This window comes from Pseudooceanicola antarcticus (assembly GCF_900215355.1).
GTDB lineage: Bacteria > Pseudomonadota > Alphaproteobacteria > Rhodobacterales > Rhodobacteraceae > Pseudooceanicola > Pseudooceanicola antarcticus.
In genome coordinates this window covers 114,980-138,155 of the sequence record NZ_OBEA01000007.1, presented here as the reverse complement: position 1 = coordinate 138,155, position 23,176 = coordinate 114,980, and the positions used below count along the sequence as shown (strand labels likewise).

The 23,176-nt window shown below is 66.2% G+C and carries 17 protein-coding genes; 13 read left to right on the top strand and 4 right to left on the bottom strand.

Translation table 11 applies throughout. The features are described from left to right. Positions 1-126 precede the first annotated feature (126 nt). The 3 genes from dnaG (at position 127) to CRO50_RS16915 (ending at position 4,943) form a co-directional block, all read left to right on the top strand. The gene (gene dnaG / locus CRO50_RS16925) at positions 127-2,106 is read left to right on the top strand and encodes a DNA primase (RefSeq protein ID WP_097147118.1); all 1,980 of its coding nucleotides are present in this window, start codon (positions 127-129) and stop codon (positions 2,104-2,106) included. 143 nt (positions 2,107-2,249) lie between these two features. Next, positions 2,250-4,223, top strand: a complete 1,974-nt coding sequence (rpoD, locus tag CRO50_RS16920; protein WP_097147117.1) for an RNA polymerase sigma factor RpoD — start codon at positions 2,250-2,252, stop codon at positions 4,221-4,223. Positions 4,224-4,388: 165 nt separating this feature from the next. Next, positions 4,389-4,943, top strand: coding sequence for a YbjN domain-containing protein (locus CRO50_RS16915; RefSeq protein WP_157791701.1), 555 nt, complete (start codon positions 4,389-4,391; stop codon positions 4,941-4,943). Positions 4,944-5,058: 115 nt separating this feature from the next. Here CRO50_RS16915 and CRO50_RS16910 read toward each other — a convergent pair whose 3' ends face one another. Beyond that, positions 5,059-6,792 (bottom strand): hydantoinase B/oxoprolinase family protein, encoded by a 1,734-nt coding sequence (locus CRO50_RS16910; protein WP_097147115.1) that lies wholly within the window; start codon positions 6,790-6,792, stop codon positions 5,059-5,061. Between the two features lie 85 nt (positions 6,793-6,877). Beyond that, positions 6,878-8,929: a hydantoinase/oxoprolinase family protein gene (locus tag CRO50_RS16905; RefSeq protein ID WP_097147114.1), complete on the bottom strand. Its 2,052-nt coding sequence runs from the start codon at positions 8,927-8,929 to the stop codon at positions 6,878-6,880. 183 nt (positions 8,930-9,112) lie between these two features. On the opposite strand from CRO50_RS16905, the gene CRO50_RS16900 reads away from it, so the two are divergent. From CRO50_RS16900 to CRO50_RS16875, 6 genes are all read left to right on the top strand, one after another. Next, the gene (locus CRO50_RS16900; protein ID WP_097147113.1) at positions 9,113-10,471 is read left to right on the top strand and encodes a hypothetical protein; all 1,359 of its coding nucleotides are present in this window, start codon (positions 9,113-9,115) and stop codon (positions 10,469-10,471) included. Positions 10,472-10,665: 194 nt separating this feature from the next. Further along, entirely contained in the window at positions 10,666-11,973 is a 1,308-nt protein-coding gene (locus CRO50_RS16895) for an ABC transporter substrate-binding protein (RefSeq protein WP_097147112.1), read from the top strand. A gap of 154 nt (positions 11,974-12,127) precedes the next feature. Beyond that, a complete protein-coding gene (locus CRO50_RS16890; protein WP_097147111.1) occupies positions 12,128-13,063 on the top strand; it encodes a branched-chain amino acid ABC transporter permease in 936 nt (311 codons plus the stop codon). Beyond that, a complete protein-coding gene (locus CRO50_RS16885; RefSeq protein ID WP_097147110.1) occupies positions 13,060-13,998 on the top strand; it encodes a branched-chain amino acid ABC transporter permease in 939 nt (312 codons plus the stop codon). The genes CRO50_RS16890 and CRO50_RS16885 overlap by 4 nt, the downstream gene beginning before the upstream one ends. After that, on the top strand, positions 13,995-14,741 hold the full coding sequence (locus CRO50_RS16880; RefSeq protein ID WP_179747310.1) for an ABC transporter ATP-binding protein: 747 nt from the start codon (positions 13,995-13,997) through the stop codon (positions 14,739-14,741). Before CRO50_RS16885 ends, CRO50_RS16880 begins: the two co-directional genes overlap by 4 nt. Further along, positions 14,728-15,435: an ABC transporter ATP-binding protein gene (locus tag CRO50_RS16875; protein ID WP_097147109.1), complete on the top strand. Its 708-nt coding sequence runs from the start codon at positions 14,728-14,730 to the stop codon at positions 15,433-15,435. The genes CRO50_RS16880 and CRO50_RS16875 overlap by 14 nt, the downstream gene beginning before the upstream one ends. 396 nt (positions 15,436-15,831) lie before the next feature. Here CRO50_RS16875 and CRO50_RS16870 read toward each other — a convergent pair whose 3' ends face one another. Further along, a complete protein-coding gene (locus tag CRO50_RS16870; protein ID WP_097147108.1) occupies positions 15,832-16,269 on the bottom strand; it encodes a MarR family winged helix-turn-helix transcriptional regulator in 438 nt (145 codons plus the stop codon). Between the two features lie 187 nt (positions 16,270-16,456). On the opposite strand from CRO50_RS16870, the gene CRO50_RS16865 reads away from it, so the two are divergent. From CRO50_RS16865 to CRO50_RS16855, 3 genes are read left to right on the top strand one after another with little or no spacing between them, the layout of a single operon-like run. Continuing rightward, complete coding sequence (locus tag CRO50_RS16865; RefSeq protein ID WP_097147107.1) at positions 16,457-17,947, top strand: 6-hydroxynicotinate reductase; 1,491 nt, start codon at positions 16,457-16,459, stop codon at positions 17,945-17,947. Next, entirely contained in the window at positions 17,947-18,801 is an 855-nt protein-coding gene (locus CRO50_RS16860; RefSeq protein ID WP_097147106.1) for a hypothetical protein, read from the top strand. The genes CRO50_RS16865 and CRO50_RS16860 overlap by 1 nt, the downstream gene beginning before the upstream one ends. 57 nt (positions 18,802-18,858) lie before the next feature. Next, positions 18,859-19,440: an amino acid synthesis family protein gene (locus CRO50_RS16855; RefSeq protein ID WP_097147105.1), complete on the top strand. Its 582-nt coding sequence runs from the start codon at positions 18,859-18,861 to the stop codon at positions 19,438-19,440. Between the two features lie 147 nt (positions 19,441-19,587). Here CRO50_RS16855 and CRO50_RS16850 read toward each other — a convergent pair whose 3' ends face one another. Next, positions 19,588-20,610 carry a ketopantoate reductase family protein gene (locus CRO50_RS16850; protein WP_097147104.1) on the bottom strand — a complete coding sequence of 341 codons (1,023 nt, stop codon included), beginning with the start codon at positions 20,608-20,610 and terminating at the stop codon, positions 19,588-19,590. 360 nt (positions 20,611-20,970) lie between these two features. Here CRO50_RS16850 and CRO50_RS16845 point away from each other — a divergent pair, with 360 nt between their 5' ends. Beyond that, the gene (locus CRO50_RS16845) at positions 20,971-23,127 is read left to right on the top strand and encodes an anthranilate synthase (protein WP_097147103.1); all 2,157 of its coding nucleotides are present in this window, start codon (positions 20,971-20,973) and stop codon (positions 23,125-23,127) included. Positions 23,128-23,176: the final 49 nt, after the last annotated feature.

Sequence of the window (23,176 nt, the reverse complement as noted above, 5' to 3'; positions counted from 1 at the left end):
GCGGGCTTGGACGCAGACGGGCAGGCGCAGCCCCTGAGGTCAGGGGATTAACCCTTTGCCGCTGACGCGGGGGAGGGCTGCTCGGGCCATCTGGACTTCGCCGCGGCAAGGGCCGATATTTGGGCCATGAAGCTGGACCCTTCCTTCCTCGACGAATTGCGGAATCGAATCTCCCTGTCGCAGGTGGCAGGGCGCAAGGTCCTGTGGGACAACCGCAAATCCGTGCCGTCGAAAGGCGACATGTGGGCGCCGTGCCCCTTCCACCAGGAAAAGACCGCCAGTTTCCACGTCGATGACCGCAAGGGATTCTACTACTGCTTCGGCTGCCACGAGAAGGGCGACGCGATTTCCTTCGTGCGCAAGACCGAGAATGTCGAGTTCATGGAAGCCATCGAGATCCTCGCCCGCGAGGCCGGGATGCCGCTGCCCGAACGCGACCCCCAGGCGGCCAAGAAGGCCGAGAAACGGGCCTCTCTGACCGACCTGATGGAAGAGGCGGTGAAGTTCTTCTCGCTCTGCCTGCGCGGCGGGGCGGGGCGCGATGCCTCGGAATACCTGGACCGGCGCGGTCTCGACCAGGCGGCGCGCGAGCGCTGGAACCTGGGCTTTGCACCGGACGCCTGGCAGGGACTCTGGGATCACCTGATCGGAAAGGGCGCCAAGCCCGACGAGATCATGGCCTGTGGCCTGGCCAAGCCCTCGCAGAAGGGGGGCAAGCCCTATGATGTCTTCCGCAACCGCATCATGTTCCCGATCCGCGACACGCGGGGGCGCTGCATTGCCTTCGGCGGCCGGGCGATGGACCCGAACGACAATGCCAAGTACCTGAATTCGCCTGAAACCCAGCTCTTCGACAAGGGGCGGACGCTGTACAACCACGGCCCCGCGCGCGAGGCGGTCGGCAAGGGCCAGCCGCTGATCGTGGCCGAGGGCTACATGGATGTCATCGCCCTGTCGGAAGCCGGGTTCACCGGCGCCGTGGCGCCGCTTGGCACCGCGGTGACCGAGACCCAGCTGGACATGCTCTGGCGCATCTCGCCCGAGCCGCTGGTGGCGCTGGACGGTGACAAGGCGGGCCTGCGGGCGGCGCGCAAGGTGATGGACCTGGCGCTGCCCAAGCTTTCGGTCGGGCGTTCGGTGCGCTTCGTGCTGATGCCCGAGGGGCAGGACCCGGACGAGCTGCTGAAATCCAAGGGGCGCTCGGGCATGGAGGCCCAGCTCTCTGCCGCCCTGCCGCTGGTCGAACTGCTCTGGCAGCGCGAGACCGAGGGCAGGAGCTTCGACAGCCCCGACCGCCGCGCCGCCCTGGACCGGGCGCTGCGCGATGCGACGCGGCAGATCCCCGACGAGGGGCTGCGCTATCACTACGACCAGGCGCTGAAGGAAAAGACCCGCGAGCTCTTCCGTCCCGCCCGCAAGGGCAGCGGGGGGTACTCCAGGGACTTCCAACGCGGCAAGGGCAACTTTGCCCGCAACCGTTTCGCACCCGTCACGCCCCTGGCCTCGACCAAGGCCAGCCTGCTGGCGGGCCAGAGGCCCGAGGCGACCGAGCATCTGCGGGAAGGCGTGATCCTGGCCTCTCTGCTGGTCACGCCCGCCGTGGCCGAGGACTACGAGACCGACCTTTTGCGGATGCAGTGCCTCGACCCGCTCCATGCCCAGTTGCGGGACCTGATCCTGGCCAATGCGGCCTCCGGTCTGGGCGATCTGGCAGAGCGTGTCAGTGCGGCCCTTGGGCCGGAAGCCCTTGACGAATTGCTCTCGCGGACCCATGTGGCGCTCTGTCCGCCCGTGCGCCATCCGGGTGACGAGGAACAGGCCCGCATGACGCTGAGCGAGGAATTCGCCAAGCTGCAGTCGGCACGGGCCCTGCGCGACGAGATCGACGAGGCGACGCAGGACATGGAACATGTCGAGGACGAGGCGATCACCTGGCGCCTGGGCGATGCGGCCCGAACCAGCGAGAACGCGTTGCGCGGCCTTCAGGAAGACCGCGCGGAATATGACATCGGAGAGAACGGAGCCCCGATTAATCGTGATGAACGATCTGCGCTGGATGCGCTGATGCAGACGATTCGCTTCGACAAACCCCGCCGGAATCGCTGAGCGTACGGTCAAGTTTGCGAAATGACAGGGTTCTTCAAGAAAATCAGGGTAAACGGGTGTGCGAATCGGTGAAAGCAGGTATTGATTCGGATCAACCGAATCACAGCTGTTAGCCGCCGCATCCACTGCGCAGGAGTTACGCCATGGCCGCCAAGGACAACGACGAAGCCCAGATGGAAGAGCAGGAGGCAGAAGTCTCCCTCGACATGAGCCAGGCTAACGTGAAGAAGATGATCGCGGAGGCCCGCGAAAAAGGCTTCATCACCTATGATCAGCTGAACCAGGTCCTGCCGCCGGACCAGGTGTCTTCGGAACAGATCGAAGACGTGATGTCGATGCTCTCCGAGATGGGCATCAACATCATCGAGGATGAAGAGGCCGAGGAAGAAGAGCAGAAGACCACTGCTGTCGCCACGACCAACCAGAATCGCGAAGTCACCCTTGGCTCCGGCAGCCAGGAGAAGCTGGACCGTACCGATGACCCGGTGCGCATGTACCTGCGCGAGATGGGCTCGGTCGAGCTGCTGTCGCGCGAGGGCGAGATCGCCATCGCCAAGCGCATCGAGGCCGGCCGCAACACGATGATCGCGGGTCTCTGCGAGAGCCCGCTGACCTTCCAGGCGATCACCATCTGGCGCGACGAACTTCTGTCGGAAGACATTCTGCTGCGCGACGTGATCGACCTCGAGACCACCTTCGGCGACCAGCTGGACGAAGAGGCCGACGAGCCGGTGGTGGATACCTCCAACGTCGCGGCCCAGCCGAAGAAGGACGAGGGCCCCGAGCTCGACGCCGATGGCAACCCGCTGTCCAAGGACGATGACGACGACGAGGACGACCAGCAGAACATGTCCCTCGCGGCCATGGAAGCGGCGCTGAAACCGCGCGTGCTCGAGACCCTCGACCGCATCGCCCATGACTTCGAGATCCTGTCGGAAATCCAGGACAAGCGCATCAGCGCCACCCTGAACGAGGACGGCTCCTTCTCGGAGAGCGACGAGGCGACCTATCAGAAGCTGCGCTCCGAGATCGTGCTGCTGGTGAACGAGCTTCACCTGCACAACAACCGCATCGAAGCGCTGATTGACCAGCTCTACGGCATTAACCGCCGCATCATGCAGATCGACAGCTCGATGGTGAAGCTGGCCGACCAGGCCCGCATCAACCGCCGTGAGTTCGTCGAGGAATACCGTGGCCACGAGCTCGATCCCAACTGGATGGAGCGCATGGCCGGCAAGCCCGGTCGCGGCTGGCAGATGTTCATCGAACGCTCTGCCGACAAGGTGGAAGAGCTGCGCAACGACATGGCCCAGGTCGGCCAGTACGTCGGTCTGGATATCTCTGAATTCCGCCGCATCGTGCAGCAGGTCCAGAAGGGCGAGAAGGAAGCCCGCCAGGCCAAGAAGGAGATGGTGGAAGCCAACCTCCGCCTGGTGATCTCGATCGCCAAGAAATACACCAACCGCGGCCTGCAGTTCCTCGACCTGATCCAGGAAGGCAACATCGGCCTGATGAAGGCCGTCGACAAGTTCGAGTATCGCCGCGGCTACAAGTTCTCGACCTATGCGACCTGGTGGATTCGCCAGGCCATCACCCGCTCGATCGCCGACCAGGCGCGCACGATCCGTATCCCGGTCCACATGATCGAGACGATCAACAAGCTGGTCCGCACCGGGCGCCAGATGCTGCACGAGATCGGCCGCGAGCCGACGCCAGAGGAACTGGCCGAGAAGCTGCAGATGCCGCTCGAGAAGGTCCGCAAGGTGATGAAGATCGCCAAGGAGCCGATCTCCCTCGAAACCCCCATCGGGGACGAGGAAGACAGCCAGCTGGGCGATTTCATCGAGGACAAGAACGCGATCCTGCCGCTGGATTCCGCCATTCAGGAAAACCTGAAGGAAACCACGACCCGCGTGCTCGCTTCGCTCACCCCGCGTGAAGAACGTGTGCTGCGGATGCGCTTCGGCATCGGCATGAACACCGACCACACCCTGGAAGAGGTGGGCCAGCAGTTCAGCGTGACCCGCGAACGTATCCGCCAGATCGAAGCCAAGGCGCTGCGCAAGCTGAAGCACCCCTCGCGCTCGCGCAAGCTGCGTAGCTTCCTCGATCAGTAAGCGTCTCGGACAGAACCAAAAGAAACCCCGCGCCCCGGACCGGAGCGCGGGGTTTTTCTTTGCCCGATGGCCGGGATCGGGCAGGTGATGCGAAGATGACCCGCTTGCGCATCGCCGATGTGCCGGGCATGGAGGGCGCATTCAGAAGACAGAACGAGGTTTCCCATGTCCCCATTTCATCGCTACGCGGTTTCCGCGGTTCTGCTGGCCGCGATGGCCCAGCCGGTGCTGGCCAAGTCGACCGGAGGTCTGATCGGCGATGCCATTGGCTCTGTCGCGCGGGCGGCGGGGAATGGCTCCGGCTCTGAGGTCGGCCAGGGCATGGTCTCGGCGCGTGAGCCCGCGGGGCTGGTGTCGCTGCTGCAGGACCTTGGCTATCGCGCCGAGCTGGACGTGGACAGCGCCGGTGATCCCATCATCCACACCTCTGCGGCGGGCGTCGGGTTCAGCCTCTATTTCTACGGCTGCCTCGACAACAGGGACTGCGACTCCCTTATGTTCTCTGCCGGGTTTGACCGGGATCAGCCGATGACTCCGGCGCAGATCAACGAGTGGAACCGCAAGACCGTGGTGGCAGGCGCCTACGTCGACGACGAGGGCGACCCCTTCCTTGAGAGCTACATGCTGACCGGCAACGGTATCCCGGCGTCGGTTTTCGAGGGGGCCATGGATGAATGGGAATACGTCCTTGGCGACTTCCTGGACTTCATCGACTGGTAAGGCGCCAGGGCGCCGGGCGGGGCCGGGAAGGGGGGTACCCACCTTGCGGCCTTGGCCCACCTCCGGATGATCTGGGCCGGGGGGCGTCTTCCGCCCCCCGGTCCAAGCGTCCGTCTCAGCCCGCGCGCAGGGCCTTGGAGGCCGCAAGATCCGGTTGCCCCCCTGCCAGGACCACGCCGAAGGCCTCGCGTGCGGCGGCCTCGGTGTAGCGGCCAAGGCGCACGTCCTCGGCCACCGCTTCTGGGTCACGCTGCAGCGGATCGCCATAACCGCCACCGCCGGGGGTGCGGACGTGGACGATATCGCCGGGCGACAGCGGGATGTCCTGTTCCTTGCTGAGATGCGGCGGGACATGGACCTCGCCGCCCCGGATAACCCGCACCTTGTTGACCGTGCCGTCCGCGCCGCCAAGTGCGCCCTGCGGCCCGGTGCGGCCATGGTCCATCACGAAGCTCGCCGTGGCCTGGCCGCGCCGCAGCTCGACCGCGTAGTCGAGACCGAAACCGCCGCGATGCAGACCCGCCCCGCCAGAGCCCTCGTGCAGGGCGTAGTGGTGATAGAGGACGGGGAATTGCGCCTCCATGATCTCGACCGGCGGGGCCTTCGAGATGCCGATGGTGGAGCAACCATTGGACAGGCCGTCATGGTCGGCATTGCCTCCGTAGCCGCCTCCCGAGATCTGGTACATGACGAAATCCCGTTTCTTCTCAGGATCATGACCGCCCAGGGCGAAGTTGCCCGAGCTGCCCGCGGGGGCCGCGGTGACACGGTCGGGCAGGGCGGGGGCAAGGGCGGCGAAGACGGCTTCGGCGATCCTCTGGCTGACCTCGGCGGCGCAGCCCGAAACCGGGCGGGGATACTGGGCATCGAGGAAGGTGCCCTCGTAGCCGGTGACATGCAGCGGCTCGAAGGCGCCGGCAGAGATCGGCACCTCGGGGAAGATGTGGCGCATGGCCAGGTAGACCGACGAAAGCGTCGTCGCCAGGACCGAGTTCATCGGCCCCATGCAGGGCGCCGAGGAGCCCGCCAGGTCGAAGGTCACATCCGTGCCGTCGCGGGTGACGGCGAGGCGGATCTCGAGCGGTTCATCGACCACCCCGTCGCTGTCGATCCAGGCCGAGGCCCGGTGGGTGCCCTCGGGGATCTCTTCTAGATAGGTGCGCATCTGCTGGGCGGCACGGCCACGCAGCTCGGTGATGGCATCGGCGACGGTGCTGTCGCCGTAGCGGCCAAGCAACTCGTCCAGCCGGGCCGCGCCGACCTTCAGCGCCGCCGCCTGGGCCTGCACGTCCCCGATGCGCTGATCGGCGACGCGGATGTTGGAGCAGATGATGCGGTAGATCTCCCAGTCCAGCTCGCCCTCCTTGAAGAGGCGGACCGGGGGCAGGCGCAGGCCCTCCTGCTCGACCGAGGTGGCGGAGGCCGAGAAGCCGCCGGGCACCGCGCCGCCGGTGTCGGGCCAATGGCCGGTGTTGGAGAGCCAGCAGAAGATCTCGCCGTCGCGGTAGTAAGGCATTGCGAAGCGCACATCCATCAGGTGGGTGCCACCCAAATAGGGGTCGTTGACGATGTAGATGTCGCCCGGCTTCGGCGCCGCCACGAGCCCCTCGGCGATGCCCTCGATCAGCACGCGGGTGGAATACTGCATGGTGCCGACGAAAACCGGCAGGCCCATGTTGCCCTGTGCGATCAGCGCGCCATCGGTGGCCGAATAGATCCCGTCGGAGCGGTCGTTGGCCTCGGCGATCACCGGCGAGAAGGCGGCGCGCGAGAAGGTCAGGTCCATCTCGTCGCAGACCTGCTGCAGGCCGGCCTGGATGACGGAGAGGGTGATGGGGTCGATGCTCATCGGGACGTCTCCTTGGAGAGGGGGGTATCGCCCTGGCGGGCGCTGCCTGCGGCGCGAGTATTTATGGCCATCGAATGGAAGCGGGTCATTCTGCAGCCCCCACGTGGATCAGGATATTGCCGATGGCGTCGGTGGTGACGCGGTCGCCCGGCGGGACGAGGATGGTGGTGTCCATCTGCTCGAGGATCGCGGGACCGTCGAAGGTGGCATCGGCCGGCAGCAGGTCGCGCTGGTAAAGCGGCGTCTCGTAGGTCTGGCCGTCGAAGATCACGGGCCGCGTGGCGCGCAGGGCCTCCGCCAGTGTGGGCTTGCGGTGCTCGGCGGGGATCAGGCGGGCGGGGTCCAGCGAGTTTCGGGTGCCGATGATCGAGGTATTGGCATTGACCACCGCCGCGCGGATCGCCGGCAGGCGGACCTGGAAGCGGTTCCAATAGACCTCTTCAAAGGCGGCCTGCAGGGCGTCGCGGCTGATCTCGGGGCCTTCCAGCGTGACCCGCAGCAGGTGGGTCTGGCCTATGAACTGCATGTCGAGCGAGTGCAGCACCTGCACGTCGGTGATCTCGACCTTTTCGCGGGCGATCAGGGCGCGTCCCTCTTCGGCCTGGGCGGTGAGCGTGTCCGCCAGCTCTCCCATGTCCAGGGTGTCCAGCGGCTGACCCACGGTATTGGTGAAGTCGTGGCGCAGGTCGGCCACGAGGCAGCCAAGCGCGTTGGTGATGCCGGGCCGGGCAGGGGTCAGCACGGTCGGCACGCCCAGTTCCCGCGCCAGCGAGGCCGCGTGCAGCGGTCCGGCGCCGCCGAAGGCAAACAGCGCGAAGTCCCGCGGATCGGCCCCGAGCGAGACCGAGACCATGCGGATCGCCCCCGCCATCTTGACGTTGGCCAGCTGGATCACGGCCTCGGCGGCTTCTTCGGGAGAGAGGCCCAGGGGCTCGCCCAGCTTCTTTGCAAAGATCTCGCGCACGGTTTGCAAAGTCACGCCGCCCTCGACGGACTTCAGCCGTGCCGGGTCGAGCCGACCGAGCAGCAGGTTGGCGTCCGAGATCGTCGGCTCGGTGCCACCGCGGCCGTAGCAGATCGGGCCGGGGGTGGCGCCGGCGCTTTCGGGGCCGACCTCCAGCAGGCCCGCCGCATTGACCCGCGCGATGGAGCCTCCGCCCGCGCCGACGGTGCGCACGTCGACCATGGGCACGTGGATCGGCATGGCATATTCAACCTCGATTTCATTGGAAACCGCAGGCTGTGCGTCGCGGATCAGCGCCACGTCGGTCGAGGTGCCGCCCATGTCGTAGGTCAAGAGGTCGGGGATGCCGGCGGCGCGGCCGGTGAAGGCTGCGGCCATGACGCCGGAAGCGGGGCCGGACATCACCGTGCGCGCGGCCTCTTCGGCGACCCGTCGGGCCGAGACCATGCCGCCATTGCCGTTCATCACCAGGAGCTCGCCGCCATAGCCCCCGCTTTCCAGAGACCCTGCAAGGTTCTGCACGTAGAGGTCGAGAATCGGCTGCACCGAGGCGTTGACCGCCGCCGTCACGCCGCGCTCGTATTCGCGGCTTTCCGACAGCAGGGCATGGCCGAGGGTGACATAGGGGTTTGGCCAGATCTCGCGCAGGATCTCTCCGGCGCGGAGCTCATGGGCAGGGTTGCGGTAGGCGTGCAGGAAGTGGACCACCAGCGCCGTACAGCCAAGCTCCAGCAGCTGTTGCGCCGCCGCGCGCAGCGCGTCTTCGTCGAGCGGCGTGATCACGCGGCCTTCGGCGTCCATTCGCTCGGGCACCTCCAGGCGCAGGTCGCGGGGGATGAGGGGCTTGAAGTCGCCTTTCATACCATAGGCTTGCGGACGGGTGCGGCGGCCCAGCTCCAGCACGTCGCGGAAGCCCTTCGTGGTGATGATGCCGGTGCGGGCCAGCTTGCGTTCGAGCACTGCATTGGTGGTCGTGGTGGTGCCATGCACGATCAGCGCGGTGTCGGGCAGCGACGCCTCGGCCTCGGCCACCGCGTTCATCACGCCGCGGGACTGGTCGTCCAGCGTCGAGGGCACCTTGGCGATGCGGACCTCGCCCGTTGCCGGGTCCATCAGGATCAGATCCGTGAAGGTCCCTCCCACGTCGCAGCCGATCACCTGTCCGCTTTCCATGACTTACCCCGCATTAGATACATTTGTGTGCAAATGAATTTCCGATGCGGGCCGCGAAGTCAATTCCCTCTTTGCAATCCGCCGCCCGGCAGGTTTGCATGTGGCCAGCAGATGCCTAGCGCATGATCATGCGCCAGGCACGACAGGCAGGGAAGACGGGTAGTCGGCAGGGGCGGGGATGTGATGACGGGACGAGTGATTGTGGCGGGCGCATTGGCGCTCTTGCCGGGGCCGGCGCTGGCGCATGCCTCCGAGCAGGGCTTCGTGCTTCTGTTGCCGACAGACCTCTATATCGCGGGCGGCGTGGCCTCGGTGGTGCTGACGCTTGTGCTGATCGCGGTGATCCCCGAGGCCCTGGCGCGACGGATGTTCCTGCCGCTCCGGCTGGCAGGCAGCGGAGGGCAGCGCGGCACCATGGTGAGCTCGTCGCTCTCGGCGATGCTTCTGCTCTGGGCGATCTCGGAGGGCTTCGCAGGCACCCAGGACCCGGTGCACAATCCCCTGCCGCTGATGGTCTGGGCCGGGTTCTGGCTGTTCATCATGGCGGCGCAGGGGGTGGTCGGCGATCTCTGGCGCTGGCTCAGCCCGTTTCGTGTCACCGCCGCCCTGCCGGGCCTCTTCGGGCTGCGGCCGCTGCTGCGCTACCGGGCGGGCTGGGGGCATTGGCCGGCGCTGGTCAGCTACCTGGTCTTCGGTGCGGTGCTCATGGTGCATGTGGCGCCCTCGGACCCGGACCGGCTGGCCTGGATGGTGCTGTTCTACTGGGCGCTGACCCTGCTGGGCTGCGTGCTCTTCGGGCCACGCTGGCTGGCGCGGGGCGAGGGGCTGACCCTGCTGGCGCGTCAGTTCGCCCGGCTGGCCCCGCTGCGCCGCAGGGGCGGCGCCTGGCGGCTCGGGCTGCCCGGTTGGGACCTGGAGCGTGCGCCCCTGCCGGGCCTCTCGCTGGCGATCTTCATGCTGATGGCCCTTGCGCTCGGCTCTTTCGACGGGCTGAACGAGACCTTCCGCTGGATGGGCTGGATCGGGATGAACCCGCTCGAGTTCACCGGCCGCTCTGCCGTGGTGGCAGAGAACCTGGCGGGGCTTCTCCTGTCGGGTCCCGTCCTGGTGCTGGCCTACGGGCTGTCGATCAAGGCCGGTCTGCTGCTGATCGAGGACAGCGGTTTCCTGCATAGTTTCAAGGCTCTGGCGCCGGCGATCCTGCCGATCGCCTTTGGCTATCACCTGGCCCACTACCTGCCCTCCGCCCTGGTCGAGGGGCAGTATCTGTGGAACGTGCTCGCGCCTCCCCTGAGCCTGCCCGAGACCACGGTGACCACCGGCTTCTTCAACCGCCAGGACACGGTGCGGGTGATCTGGCTCAGCCAGGCGGCGGCGGTGGTGCTGGGCCATGTCCTGGCCATCCTGATGAGCCACCGCGCCGCGATTCGCCTGCATGGAAGCCATGGGAGGGCCGCGCTTAGCCAGGTGCCGCTGGCGCTCTTCATGATTTTCTACACGCTCTTCGGGCTCTGGCTCCTGGCCTCTCCGCGCGGCGGTTGAACCCTTGCAGGGCGGCCTATTGCGCCCCTGCCTGCGGCTGCCCGCTTCCTGAGCATTGCCGCAGGCGCGGGCACTTTGGCAGACAGGGAAATACAACAAGGCACTGGACAGATCGTTTGTGTGCCTACAGACTTTAACCCAGGGTCAGCCTAATAAGATCCAGGATTAATCCGTCTCCAACAGGGAAAGTGGACATGACCGAAACATCCAGCAAGACAAAGACCGGGCTGATCAGCCCGACCCGCCGCGGGGCGCTGAAGACGCTTGCGGCAGGCGCAGGCGCGGCGGCGACCATGCCGCTCTGGGCCCGCTACTCCAGCGCGCAGAGCTCGGCTCCGATCAAGATCGGCTTCGGCAAGCACGCCACCGGCATCGGCGCCGCCTATGGCCGCTGGTACGAGCGCACCTCCGTCGCGGCCCTGGCCAAGATCAACGCCGAGGGCGGGATCAACGGCCGTCCGGTGGAACTGGTGACCGAAGATGACGGCACCGATCCCCGCCGCGCCGCCGAGGTGCTCGAGAAATTCGCCAGCCAGTCCGAATGCGACGTGGCCTTCGGCACGCTCTTCTCTCACGTCGTCGTGGGCGCCGCGCCCCGCGCCGCCGAGCTGAAACTGCCCTATTTCGTCGTCTCCGAGGGCCATCACGTGGCCTCCGGCATGCTGAACCGCTGGACGCTGCAGCCGGGCATCACCGATGTGAAGAGCCAGATCTCGGCCATGGCACCCTTCCTGACCGACGTGCTCGGCAAGAAGGTCACCATGATCTTCCCCGACTATGCCTTCGGCTACGACCACCGCGACAACCTGGCCCCTGCCATCGAGGCGGCTGGCGGTGAAGTGGTGGCCAAGATCGCCATCCCGCCGACCGAGACCTCCTTCACCAAGTACTTCCCGAAGATCCCGCGCGACACCGAGGTCATCTACCACGTGATGATCGGCCCCGGCGTGCTGACCTTCGTCAAGGAAATGGGCGAGTTCTTCGGCCCCTCGCGGCCCGAGCTCTTCGGCTTCATCGACAGCCTCGAGGCCACCGACCTCAGCTCGCCGGGCCTTGAGTTCCTTGAAGGCACCTACTTCTGGGAAGGCATGCCCCGCTACCTGCAGGACGATACGCCTGACTACGTGAAGGCCTACCGCGACGCGGTCGGGCTCGATGCCAATGGTGCCTCCACGGCGGATGCCTCGGACGTGTCGACCTCGGCCCACATGTTCGGCTGCTGGGAGACCCTGCACATCATCAAGGCCGGCATGGAAGCCTCTGGCTACCAGTCCACCGCCGACCGCCAGAAGCTGATCGAGGCCGTCGAGGCCATGACCATGTTCGAGGCCGGCCCGGATCATCCCCAGGGCACCAAGATGTTCAACGGCAAGACTCACCAGGTCTTCGGCCCGCAGTACATCTCGAAGGTCGAAGGCGGCAAGCTCTCGGTGGTCAAGACGGTTCCCTACGAGGAAACGCTCTATGACGACGAGGTCGATTACACCTCGATGAGCTTCTAAGGCTCATCCGGTCGGGCCCGGGACGGGTCGGGGCAACGCCCCGGCCCGCGCCCTGGCCCGTCCCTCGTGGGCGGGGCAGGGCGCCCCCTCCGGCTACGGCCGCCCGGTCCGGGTGGCGGGCCGTCAATTTCAAGTATTCCCAAGTGAGAGACCGATGGACTTCGGACCCTATCTGATGCTGGCCATGCTGGAGGGCGCCGTGCTGGCGGCTGTCCTCGCGCTGATGGCCAGCGGCCTCAGCCTCGTGTTCGGGGTGATGCGCGTGGTCAATGTGGCCCATGGCGAGTTCTACATGCTGGGCGCCGTGATGGCCTGGGTCGTGACCCAGTTCATGGCCGGCCTGGGCGGAGGCGCTGCCGTCAATTTCATCGCCGCCGCCGTGCTGGCCCCGCTGATCGTGGGCACCATCGCCGCCGCCGCCGATATCACAATCCTGAAACGGTTGGACTACGACCCCGAGCGGGTCATCGTCGCCACCATCGGTGTGCTCTACATCATCCAGCAGGCCTCCCTCATGGGTTATGGCCCGGATGCCAAGCCGGTCATCGCGCCCTTCAACAGCCGCATCGCGCTGCCCTGGTTCGAGTTCGGGGAAGAGGGCTTCCAGATCTACTTCCCCTGGGGGCTGTCGACCACCAGCTACAAGCTCTTCGTCATCGTGGCTGCGGTGGTGCTGCTCTTTGCGTTGCGTCTCTTCATGACCCGGTCTCGTGCCGGTCTGATCATGCGCGCCACCCAGCTTGACGGCGAGATGGCCACCGCCTTCGGCATCCCGGTTGAACGTGTCTACGCCATCGTCTTCGGTGCGGGAGCGGCCCTGGCGGCCCTCGCCGGCGTGCTCATCGTGCCGATCCAGCAGGCCCACTACCTGATGGGCGGCGATGCGCTGCTGCTGTCGTTCATCGTGGTGATCATCGGCGGCCTCGGCAGCCTTGCGGGCACCGTGGTCGCCGCGGTGATCATCGGCATGTCCGACGGCATCATCTCGGTCTTCTTCACGCCCACGCTGGCCAAGATCATCGCCACCCTGGCCGTCGCCTTGGTGCTGGTCTTCCGGCCCCAGGGCCTCTTCGGAGTGAAGAGCCGATGACCCGCAAGGACCTGATTACCCACCTCGGCCTCATCGCCGTGCTCTTTGCGCTGCATTTCCTGCTGCCCACCTACCACCACGGTATCTTCGCCCGCGTGATGGTGCTGGCGGTCTATGCGATCGGCTACAATATCGCCTTCGGCTACACCGGCCTTCTGTCCCTTGGCCATGCCATGTTCTTTGGTGCCGGCATGTACGGCATGGGGCTGGCCGCCTACCACTTCGCCATTCCCGCGCTGCCCGCTTGGCTCATCGGGGTCGGTTGCGCGGCGCTCCTGTCGCTGGTCGTGGGCCTGCTGGCCCTGCGCACCCAGGACGTCAGCTTCATGATCGTGACACTGATGTTCGCGCAGGCGGCCTACCTGATCATCCTCTACTTCTCGGAGTTCACCCGCGGAGACGATGGCTTCGTCGTTCCCAGCGACATGCGTGCCATCGGTCCCTGGGACCTGTCGGACGAGAGCACCCGCTACATCGTCGCGCTGATCCTCTTCTCGGGCGCGCTGATGATCTCGCTCTGGCTGGTGCGCCAGCCTTTCGGCCGCGTCCTCGTGGCCCTGCGCGAAAACGAAGAGCGCGCGCGTCTGCTGGGCTATGACACCGGCCGGCGCAAGCTGGCCTCGCTGGTCATCTCGGGCACGATCTCGGGCGCGGCGGGGGCGGCCTATGCCGGGCTCTTCGGCTATGTGGGTGCCAGCTTCGCGGGCGTGCAATATTCGATCTTCGCGCTTCTATGGGTGCTTCTGGGCGGGGCGGGCACAGTGCTTGGCCCCTTTATCGGCACGCTCTTCATGTTCTACCTGATCGACCTCGCCACCGAGGTGACCGAGGCCTACATGCTGATCGCGGGCGTGGCCCTGGTGCTGCTGACGCTCTTCGCGCCGCAGGGCATCGTGGGCGAGATCCGCCGCCGCCTGTGGAAGGACCTGCCATGAGACATGCAAGCGACGTGATCCTGACCACCGAGGCCCTGGGCAAGAGCTTTGACGGGCTCCGGGCCAACAACGACATCAACTTCACCCTGAAGAAGAACCGCGTCCATGCGCTGATCGGACCTAACGGGGCGGGCAAGACCACCTTCGTGTCCATGCTGATCGGTCGGCTGGAGCCCACCGATGGCGCGATCTGGTTCGACGGAAAGAACGTGACCGAGATGCCCGCGCACCGACGGGTCGCGCAGGGCATGGGCTATACCTTCCAGATCACCAGCGTCTTCGCACGGCTGTCGTGCCACGAGAACGTGGCGCTGGCCGCCCGCCGCCGCCTTGGCCGCAACCGCGCCGCCGTGGATGAGGCCGTGGCCCGCGCCCTGGGCCGGGTGGGACTTGGCGAACGTGCGGAAGAGGTGGCGGGCGATCTCTCTTACGGGCATCAGCGCCTGCTGGAGATCGCCATGGGTCTGGCCTCGATGCCGCGTCTGCTGATCCTCGACGAGCCGACACAGGGCCTGGCCGAAAGCGAGATCGCCGCCTTCAAGGCGCTGATCCGCGAGCTTTCCTCAGAGACGACCATCCTGCTGATCGAGCACAACATGTCGGTGGTCATGGAGCTGGCCGACGAGATCACCGTGCTGAACTTCGGCGAGATCCTGGCCCATGGTACGGCCGCCGAGATCCACGCCAATCCGGCGGTGCAGGCCGCCTACCTTGGAACGGAGACCGCTGATGCTGAAGATTGAAGGGCTGACGGCGGGTTACGGCCAGGCGGTGATCCTGCGCGACGTGGCCCTGACGGCGGAAGCCGGAGAGATCACCGTGCTCATGGGCCGCAACGGCGCGGGCAAGACCACGCTGATGAAGTCGATCATGGGGCTGGTGAAGGCGCAATCGGGTCGGATCTGCCTTGGCGAAACCGACCTAGCGCAGCTGCCGCCGCACAAGGTTCCGGGCAGCGGCGTGGGCTACGTGCCGCAGGGCCGCCGGTTGTTCTCCGAGCTGACGGTGGCGCAGAACATCGAGATCGGCCTGGGGGCAGGGCCCAAGGACCCCGCCTCGCGCCGTGAGACCCGCGACGAGATGCTGGAACTCTTCCCGCGTCTGGCCGAACGGATGAACCAGCGCGCCGGGACCCTTTCAGGGGGCGAGCAACAGATGCTGGCCACGGCGCGGGCGCTCTGCCTGAAGCCGCAACTTCTGCTGCTGGACGAGCCGACCGAGGGGCTTCAGCCCTCGATGATCGAGGCGATCCGGCAGGTCATGCTGCAAATGCGCGACCGGGGCCTTGCGGTGCTGCTGGTGGAACAGCGCATCGACGCGGTGCTGGATTTCGCCGACCGGGTCAGCGTGCTTGAGATGGGCCGCAATGCCGAGGATTTCACCAGGGCGGAGATCGCACCGGGCGAGGCGCGCCTGCGGGCACATCTGGGGGTCTGAACCTTCATGCGCGGGGCTGCTGCGCGGGCCCGCATGCGAGGACAAAGAAAGGGGCCGGATCAAAGACCCGGCCCCTCTCAGCACTCGTTAACATCCGGCGCGAGCCTCCGCGCCGGCACACCCCTGAACAAAACCATTCAGCCCTGGCTCGGGGACGGCCCTGGCTGCAACCAACTACTTCTTCGCTCCCGGTGCCACGGGCGCCGGAAGGGTCTTTGCCGGGGAGGCCCCCGGTATCCTGTCTTGAGTAGCCGTCCGGAGCAGAAATGCTCCGGACGGACCCCGTCACGGCCTCTTTGACCCCGGAAATAAGTTCAGGGGAGGCCCGACACACACCTCGGGAAATTCACATCCGGGCCGCTGGAGCGACGCCGGTCTATTTGTCTTGATCAGTGATCAACCAAGCTTGCTCAGCAGGTTGAGGAAAGTCTCGCGTTCCGTCGCCGTCAGGGGAGCCAGCGTTTCCGCCGAGATATCCACCGCCGCGATGGCTGCGTTTTCGTAAAGCGCCCGGCCTTCATCCGTCGCAATCAGGTAGTGCCGCCGCCGGTCGTCCGTATCGGGTTTGGCTTCGACCAGACCACGGGCGCGCAGGCGGTCTGCCACCCCCTTGATCGTGGCCGCATCCATGGCGGTTGCCCGTCCCAGGGCGTTCTGCGAAGTCGGGCCCAGCTCGCAGAGCTTCGCCAGTGCAGCAAATTGCGTTGCGGTCAGGGCACCAAGGCGCTGCGCAAAGATCGCAAGATGGCGCTGGCTGGCCCGCCGGAGCAGGAAACCTACCTGCTCATCAAGACGGTAGCTGGCGGCGCGGGCATCCGCGAAGTCATAGTGCATCGAAAATAATCTCTCGTGGTTTCAATCATCGGGCGACTGGAGAAGCTATTGACATTCGCGCCCTGATTCCGTCAATACTGTTTGTGTACTAACGAAAATGACGTAACGTGACAGCCACGTAACGTACCGCTTCACCTGCTGCCCAAGCTTCAAGGAAGCGGAGGGCAACACCAAGAGGATGGCTTTCATGGCGCCGGTAGACAAGATCAGATGCGATGCCTGCCCGGTCATGTGCTATGTGGCCGAGGGTCGCACGGGCGCATGTGACAGATATGCCAATGAAAACGGCAAGATCGTCCGCTGTGACCCGGTCACGGTGCTGGACCGGCGGCTGGCGGCCGGGGAAGAGGTGCGCCCCTTCCTGACCGCCGCCGAGGACTGGGACGGCGCCATGGTGCCGGGACGTGAGCTTTTCGTCTCGGGCGTTGGCGCGGGGACGACCTATCCGGACTTCAAGCCTGCCCCCTTCATCGTCTCGCGCGAGGTCGAGGGCGTGGATACGGTCACCGTGGTGACCGAGGCCATCTATTCCTACTGCGGCGTCAAGGTGAAGATCGACACCGACCGCCACCTGGGCGACGAGACCGCCGTGGTCCGCGCCAGAGGCGAGGCGATCGGCCATGTGACCACCGGCGAATACGGCTCCCATATGTTGTCGCTGGGCGGGGTGGACCACCTGACGGGCGGCTCCAAGCCCGAGGGCCGCGCCACCTGCGACAGCCTGATGGCGCTCTGCAACGGTGAGGCGGTCGAGCTCGAGATCGACGGCGGCTCAAAGGTGGTCGTCCAGGCGGGTCAGGCCCCCATCGTCGACGGCAAGGCCGAGACCCGGATGCGGGTCGGCTGCGGATCGGCCACCATCGGCATGTTCGCCACCCAGTGGCAGGGCCACGTGGACGAGGTGGTCGTGGTCGATGACCACATCACCGGCGTCGTCTCGGAACACCAGGCGGGCAAGGAGATCGGCTGGGCCGATACCGGCATCCGCATCAAGGGCCGCCGCTCCACCCCCGGACGCTACTTCCAGGTGGCCGAGCCGGGCCTTGGCTGGGGCGGCACCGATATCGAGGATCCGCTGACCATCCTTGGCGACTGGCAGGAAAAGAAGGGCGCGAAGCCCGGCCTGACCCTGCTCATGGTCTCGACCACCGGCGAACACGCGGGCTATTTCGTGCTGGACGAGGACCTGGTGCCTCAGCCCGCCACGATGCCCGAGCCGCTTCAGGCTTCGGTGCGTCTGATCGAGGAAAACTGCGAGCCCGCGCTTTGCACCGTGCTTTTCTGCGCCGGGGCCGGGGGCTCGCTAAGGTCGGGCGTGACCAGGAACCCTGTGCGCCTGACCCGCGCCGTCCAGGCGGGCGAGGCCAAGGTGACCCTTGGCGGTGCCGAGGCCTTCCTCTGGCCCGGTGGCGGCATCACGGTGATGGTCAACGTGCTGGACATGCCCGACCAGAGCTTCGGCTACGTGCCGACGCCAGCGCTGGTGGCACCGCTGGAGTTCACCATGCCGCGCGATCTCTACGTCGGCCTCGGCGGTCACGATGCCTCGATCCGGCCGCTGCGCGATGTGCTCGAGACCGGCGGGGCCTATCACAACCCGTTCCGGGCGCTCGGCCGAGACAAGCCGGAGGGCGGCAATGTGACCCCCTTTCCGGGAACGGCCAAGAAGGCCTGCTGATGCAGGCGGCGATGATGCCTGACGGGGTGCGCCTGCACCTGCACGACGGCCCCATTGACCTGATCGTCTATGCCGAGACGGAGCGGAAGGCGGCATATGATGCCGCCTGTCGGCGTTTCGAGGGGCTCTTGCTCGAGCTCACGGGCGAACTTGCCGAGCTGCGCCGCGAGGGCGGCCAGCCGCAAAGCCCGGTGGGCCGTCGCATGGCCGCCGCCACCGCCCCCCACGCGCCGCAGTTCATCACCCCCATGGCCGCTGTCGCGGGCTCGGTCGCGGAAGAGATCCTTGCCGTGATGGGCGCGGCCGTGCCCGAGGGCAAGCAATGGGTCAACAACGGCGGCGATATCGCCTGGCGTCCCGGTGACGAGCCCTTCCGCCTGGCCATGCCCGGTGGCACCATCGAGGTACCGGCAGAGATGCCCTTCCGCGGCTGTGCCACCTCTGGGCGTGGCGGACGCAGCCATTCGCTGGGCATCGCCGATACGGTGACGGTTCTCGCCAGCGGCGCGGCCCAGGCGGATGCGGCGGCGACGATGATCGCCAACATGGTCGATCTGCCGGGCCACCCCGCGGTCGAGCGACAGCCGGCCTGCGAGCTTTCCCCAGACAGCGATCTGGGCTCACGTCTGGTCACCACCGGGCTGGGAGAGATCTCGGTCGAGGAGGCGCTGGAGGCGCTGGAACGCGGAGCGACACACGCCGAGATGCTGCTGGCGCGGGGCCTGATCGGTGCCGCTCAGCTCTGGCTGGCAGGGCAGGGGCGCATGGTGGCACCCCAGGCGCCCGATCCGGCGCTTGCGGCTGGCGGCCAGCCTCGGGCAGGGTCGCCGGGGAAGGGCCCCGTCGCGGGCTGAGACTTTGGGACGGCGCATCGGGCAAGAGCCCATGCGGGACAATGAACGGAGGGGCCGATGGCCGAATTTACACTGCGCAAGACGCAAATCATCCTGGAAGAGATCTACCACGACGGAGGTCCCCAGGCCGAGACCCCGCGGCTGCGCGGCGCGGTCCTGGCACTGGTCAAGAACCCCTACGCGGGTGTCTACCAGGCGGATCTGACCCAGGCGCTGGAAGACCTGAAGCCGGTCGGCCTGCTGATGGCGCAGAAGCTCGTTGACGCCATGGGCGGCGCCGAGGGTATCGACTCCTACGGCAAGGGCGGTATCGCCGGCGAGGCCGGAGAGCTTGAACATGCCGCGCTCTGGCACGTGGCGGGCGGCTACTCGATGCGCGAAGTGCTGGGCGAATCCCTGGCCATCGTGCCCTCGTCGAAGAAGCAGGGCGGCCCCGGCACCCGTCTTGATGTGCCCATGGGTCATACCAACGCGGCCTATGTGCGCTCGCACTTCGATGCCATGGAAGTCGGCCTGCCCGAAGGCCCACGCGCCGATGAGCTGCTCTACGTGCTGACCATGGCCAAGGGCCCGCGCATCCATTCGCGCCTCGGTGGCCTCGCTGCCGACCAGATCAGCAAGTTCGACGGGCTGCGCTGACTTTGCGTACCCCGCTGCGCGCGCCTGCAAAGCCGCGCGCAGCTTCGGGTCAATTTTGCAAGCGCCAGCGGCCAGTTTGCAAATCACCCAATCTCATCACCAGGCTGAAAATACTCCCGCCGGAGGCGCCCCGACGGCACTGCTCGCCTAGGTCTCGCCCATCTCGCGATCGATGGAGCGCAGCATGGCGGTGACCAAGGACAGCTTCGGTGCCTCGATCGCATGGCTGCGCGCGACCGAGAGCGTGGCGCCGAAGATCGGCTCGATCTCCATCGGGCGGCCCTTTTCCAGATCCTGCAGCGTCGAGGGCTTGAAGGCTGCCCCGCCCCTGGCGCGCTCGATGCGCTGCGCGGGGTCCTCCAGCAGCCTGGCGTGCTCGGCGGCGGCGATCTCTCCGACCTCTGCCATGATCCCGGCGGTCAGCTCCGCCAGCACCGGGTCGGCCAGCATCCGGTTCATCGGAGCCCGCGCCAATGCGCAGACGGAGTTGAAGCCGCAGTTGGCGTAAAGCTTTGAAAAGAGGGCGTTCTGGAAGGGCTCGGTCTGTCGGATCTTCAGTCCCGCCGCCGAGAGAAGCGCCGCCACGCGGGCGACATCCGCACGGTCCTCTCCGGGCAGGCGCCCGATGTCGAGGTAGCCGGGCAGGCCCAGGTCGATCAGCCCCGGTTCGGGCACCGAGGCCCCCATCACTGCGATGCAGCCGATGGCGCGCGCCGCGCCGACCTTGTCCCAGAGCACACCGCCCGGATCGACCTCCTCGGCGCCCTTGACACCGCCCTGACCATCCGAGATCGGGTACCACCAGGGCACCCCGTTCACCACGGGCAGAATGCGCCCGTGCGGGGCCAGAAGCCGCGACAGGGCCTCAGCCATGGGCGGCACCTGGTGGCCCTTGAGCGCGGTGATCACCAGGTCCTGCGGCGGCAGGCTGCCGGGGTCATCCGTGGCGGTGACCCGGTAGCTTTGCAAACCCTCGGGTGTTTGCAAACGCAGCCCCTGGGCCTGGATTGCCTGCAAATGTGCGCCTCGCGCCACGACAGAGACCTCTCCCAGCCCGGCCTCGGGACCTGCGCCCGCCAGGTGGGCGGCAATCGTGCCGCCGATTGCGCCGGCGCCCACGACGCAGACAGAGAGGGGACCTTCGGGGAGCGGCGGAAGCGGGGCAGTCATGGCAGTATCCTGTTTGCGAAACCGCCAATCAGGTTGCACGCTGTGGCGGCAGGGGCAAGGCCGCAGCCCGGCCACAGCGGCAAGTCTCTTGACACTTGCCCGGCGAGCGCGGATTTACAGGGGGCTGTCGCGTCAATTGCCGCGCCGTTTCCGGCGCCGGGCAGGGCGATAGCTGCAATCCGGCCCCTCGGGGCCCATGGGAGAGGACAGGGCAATGCTCGGGAAGCGATGGCAGTGGCAGCCGCTTTCCTGGCGATGGTGAAACCATCGCCCCGTTGACCCTTTCCCCGATCCAGGCGGCCCGCCCCGGATGGCACAAGCAAGCCCCCCAGCCTGCCGCCCCTGCCAAGAGACATTGAAATGACTGACCTTACCTTCCGAACCAAGGGGGGCGTAAACGTCACCCGGCGCGAGATGCGCGGCACCTATCCCACGGATACCGAGGCCCTGGCCCGGCGGCTCGATTCCCACCATGGCGTACTTCTGTCGTCGAATTATGAATATCCGGGCCGCTATACCCGTTGGGACTTCGGCTTTTCCGAGCCGCCCATCCTGGTCGAGGCACGGGGCCGCGACATGCGGATCAAGGCGCTGAACGGGCGCGGCAAGGTCCTGCTGCAGATCATCGCGCCGGCGCTCGACGGGCTGGAGGCCCTGTCGGACACCCGTATCGCCGAAGACGAGATCGCCATGGTGATCCGCGCCCCCGACCGTGTGGTCAGCGAAGAAGAGCGCTCCCGTGCGCCTTCGGTCTTCTCGGTCCTGCGGGCGCTGGTGGATCTGTTCTTCACCGATGAGGACGGCCACCTGGGTCTCTACGGTGCCTTCGGGTACGACCTGGCATTCCAGTTTGAACCCATTGAATTCACGCTGGAACGTCCCGAAGAGCAACGCGATCTCGTGCTCTTCCTCGCCGATGACATCATCGTCAGCGACCACTATTCCACCGCCACGATGCGTTACCGCTACGAGTTTTCTGCCGGCGATCTCAGCACCGAGGGGCTGGCCGGCGGCACGCCCGCCGAGCCCTTCGTCAAGGGCCCCGAGGATCTGCCGCGCGGCGACCATGTGCCCGGCGAATATGCCAAGCTGGTGGTCGATGCGAAGGAAAGCTTCCGCCGTGGCGACCTCTTCGAGGTGGTGCCCGGCCAGGTCTTCTACGAGCCCTGCAAGGACAGCCCCTCGGCCATTTACGAGCGGTTGAAGAAGATTAACCCCGCCCCCTTCGGTTTCATCATGAACCTGGGCGAGCAGGAATACCTGGTGGGCGCCAGCCCCGAGATGTTCGTGCGCGTGACGGGGCGCCGGGTCGAGACCTGCCCGATCTCGGGCACCATCAAGCGCGGCCGCGATGCGATCGAGGACAGCGAGCAGATCCTGGCGCTGCTGCAGTCCAAGAAGGACGAGAGCGAGCTGACCATGTGCTCGGACGTGGACCGCAACGACAAGAGCCGCGTCTGCGAGCCGGGCTCCGTTCGCGTCATCGGGCGCCGCCAGATCGAGATGTATTCACGGCTGATCCACACGGTCGACCATATCGAGGGTCGGCTGCGCGAGGGCATGGACAGCATGGACGCCTTCCTGTCCCACGCCTGGGCGGTGACGGTGACCGGCGCGCCCAAGCTCTGGGCCATGCGTTTCATCGAGAAGCACGAGAAGTCGACGCGCAAATGGTATGGCGGGGCCGTTGGTGCCGTGCAGTTCAACGGCGACATGAACACCGGCCTTACCCTGCGCACCATCCGGATCAAGAACGGTGTCGCGGAAGTGCGCGCCGGGGCCACATTGCTGAATGACAGCGACCCGGATGCGGAAGAGGCCGAGACCGAATTGAAGGCCAGCGCAATGCGCGCGGCCATTCGCGGCGATCACGGAGAAAATGACATCTCTTCCGATGACTTCCGGCTGAAACGCGGCCTCGGGCGGCGCATTCTTCTGGTCGATCACGAGGATTCCTTCGTCCATACCCTGGCGAATTATTTCCGCCAGACCGGGGCGAAAGTCATGACCACCCGGACTCCGGTCGCCGAGGAACTTCTGGACGAATTCGCCCCGGACCTTGTTGTGCTTTCTCCCGGCCCCGGCAGCCCGTCGGATTTCTCGACCGCGGACACGATCCGGAAATCTCTGGATCGCGGAATGGCGCTATTCGGCGTCTGTCTCGGCTTGCAATCCATTTGTGAATTTTCTGGCGCTGAATTGCGTCAGTTGGACGATCCAATGCATGGCAAGCCCTCCAGGATTAAGATCACCGATCCGGGGATTGTATTCGACGGGCTGGGCGAGGAGGTGACCATCGGACGCTACCACTCCCTGTATGCAGCAGAGGAGACCCTGCCGCCGGAAATCCGTGTCACGGCGCGCTCTTCGGACGGGATCGTCATGGGGATCGAGCACCGGGACCTGCCCATTGCAGCGGTTCAGTTCCACCCTGAATCCATCATGTCCCTCGGCCAGGATGCGGGTATGCGGATGATCGAAAATGTGGTGGAACGTTTGGGGTCGAATAACAAATAGGTGATCTGGCGCTAATGGGCGTCTAATCATTTACACGTATTGATGAGGA

Bases quoted from the DNA above. Each gene is read 5' to 3' on its own strand.
- CRO50_RS16870 (WP_097147108.1), bottom strand. From the start codon at position 16,269: ATGCACTATGACTTCGCGGATGCCCGCGCCGCCAGCTACCGTCTTGAT.
- CRO50_RS16875 (WP_097147109.1), top strand. From the start codon at position 14,728: ATGCTGAAGATTGAAGGGCTGACGGCGGGTTACGGCCAGGCGGTGATC.
- CRO50_RS16885 (WP_097147110.1), top strand. From the start codon at position 13,060: ATGACCCGCAAGGACCTGATTACCCACCTCGGCCTCATCGCCGTGCTC.
- CRO50_RS16845 (WP_097147103.1), top strand. From the start codon at position 20,971: ATGACTGACCTTACCTTCCGAACCAAGGGGGGCGTAAACGTCACCCGG.
- CRO50_RS16890 (WP_097147111.1), top strand. From the start codon at position 12,128: ATGGACTTCGGACCCTATCTGATGCTGGCCATGCTGGAGGGCGCCGTG.
- dnaG (WP_097147118.1), top strand. From the start codon at position 127: ATGAAGCTGGACCCTTCCTTCCTCGACGAATTGCGGAATCGAATCTCC.
- CRO50_RS16900 (WP_097147113.1), top strand. From the start codon at position 9,113: ATGACGGGACGAGTGATTGTGGCGGGCGCATTGGCGCTCTTGCCGGGG.
- CRO50_RS16850 (WP_097147104.1), bottom strand. From the start codon at position 20,610: ATGACTGCCCCGCTTCCGCCGCTCCCCGAAGGTCCCCTCTCTGTCTGC.
- CRO50_RS16895 (WP_097147112.1), top strand. From the start codon at position 10,666: ATGACCGAAACATCCAGCAAGACAAAGACCGGGCTGATCAGCCCGACC.
- CRO50_RS16905 (WP_097147114.1), bottom strand. From the start codon at position 8,929: ATGGAAAGCGGACAGGTGATCGGCTGCGACGTGGGAGGGACCTTCACG.
- CRO50_RS16860 (WP_097147106.1), top strand. From the start codon at position 17,947: ATGCAGGCGGCGATGATGCCTGACGGGGTGCGCCTGCACCTGCACGAC.
- CRO50_RS16915 (WP_157791701.1), top strand. From the start codon at position 4,389: ATGTCCCCATTTCATCGCTACGCGGTTTCCGCGGTTCTGCTGGCCGCG.
- CRO50_RS16910 (WP_097147115.1), bottom strand. From the start codon at position 6,792: ATGAGCATCGACCCCATCACCCTCTCCGTCATCCAGGCCGGCCTGCAG.
- CRO50_RS16880 (WP_179747310.1), top strand. From the start codon at position 13,995: ATGAGACATGCAAGCGACGTGATCCTGACCACCGAGGCCCTGGGCAAG.
- CRO50_RS16865 (WP_097147107.1), top strand. From the start codon at position 16,457: ATGGCGCCGGTAGACAAGATCAGATGCGATGCCTGCCCGGTCATGTGC.
- CRO50_RS16855 (WP_097147105.1), top strand. From the start codon at position 18,859: ATGGCCGAATTTACACTGCGCAAGACGCAAATCATCCTGGAAGAGATC.
- rpoD (WP_097147117.1), top strand. From the start codon at position 2,250: ATGGCCGCCAAGGACAACGACGAAGCCCAGATGGAAGAGCAGGAGGCA.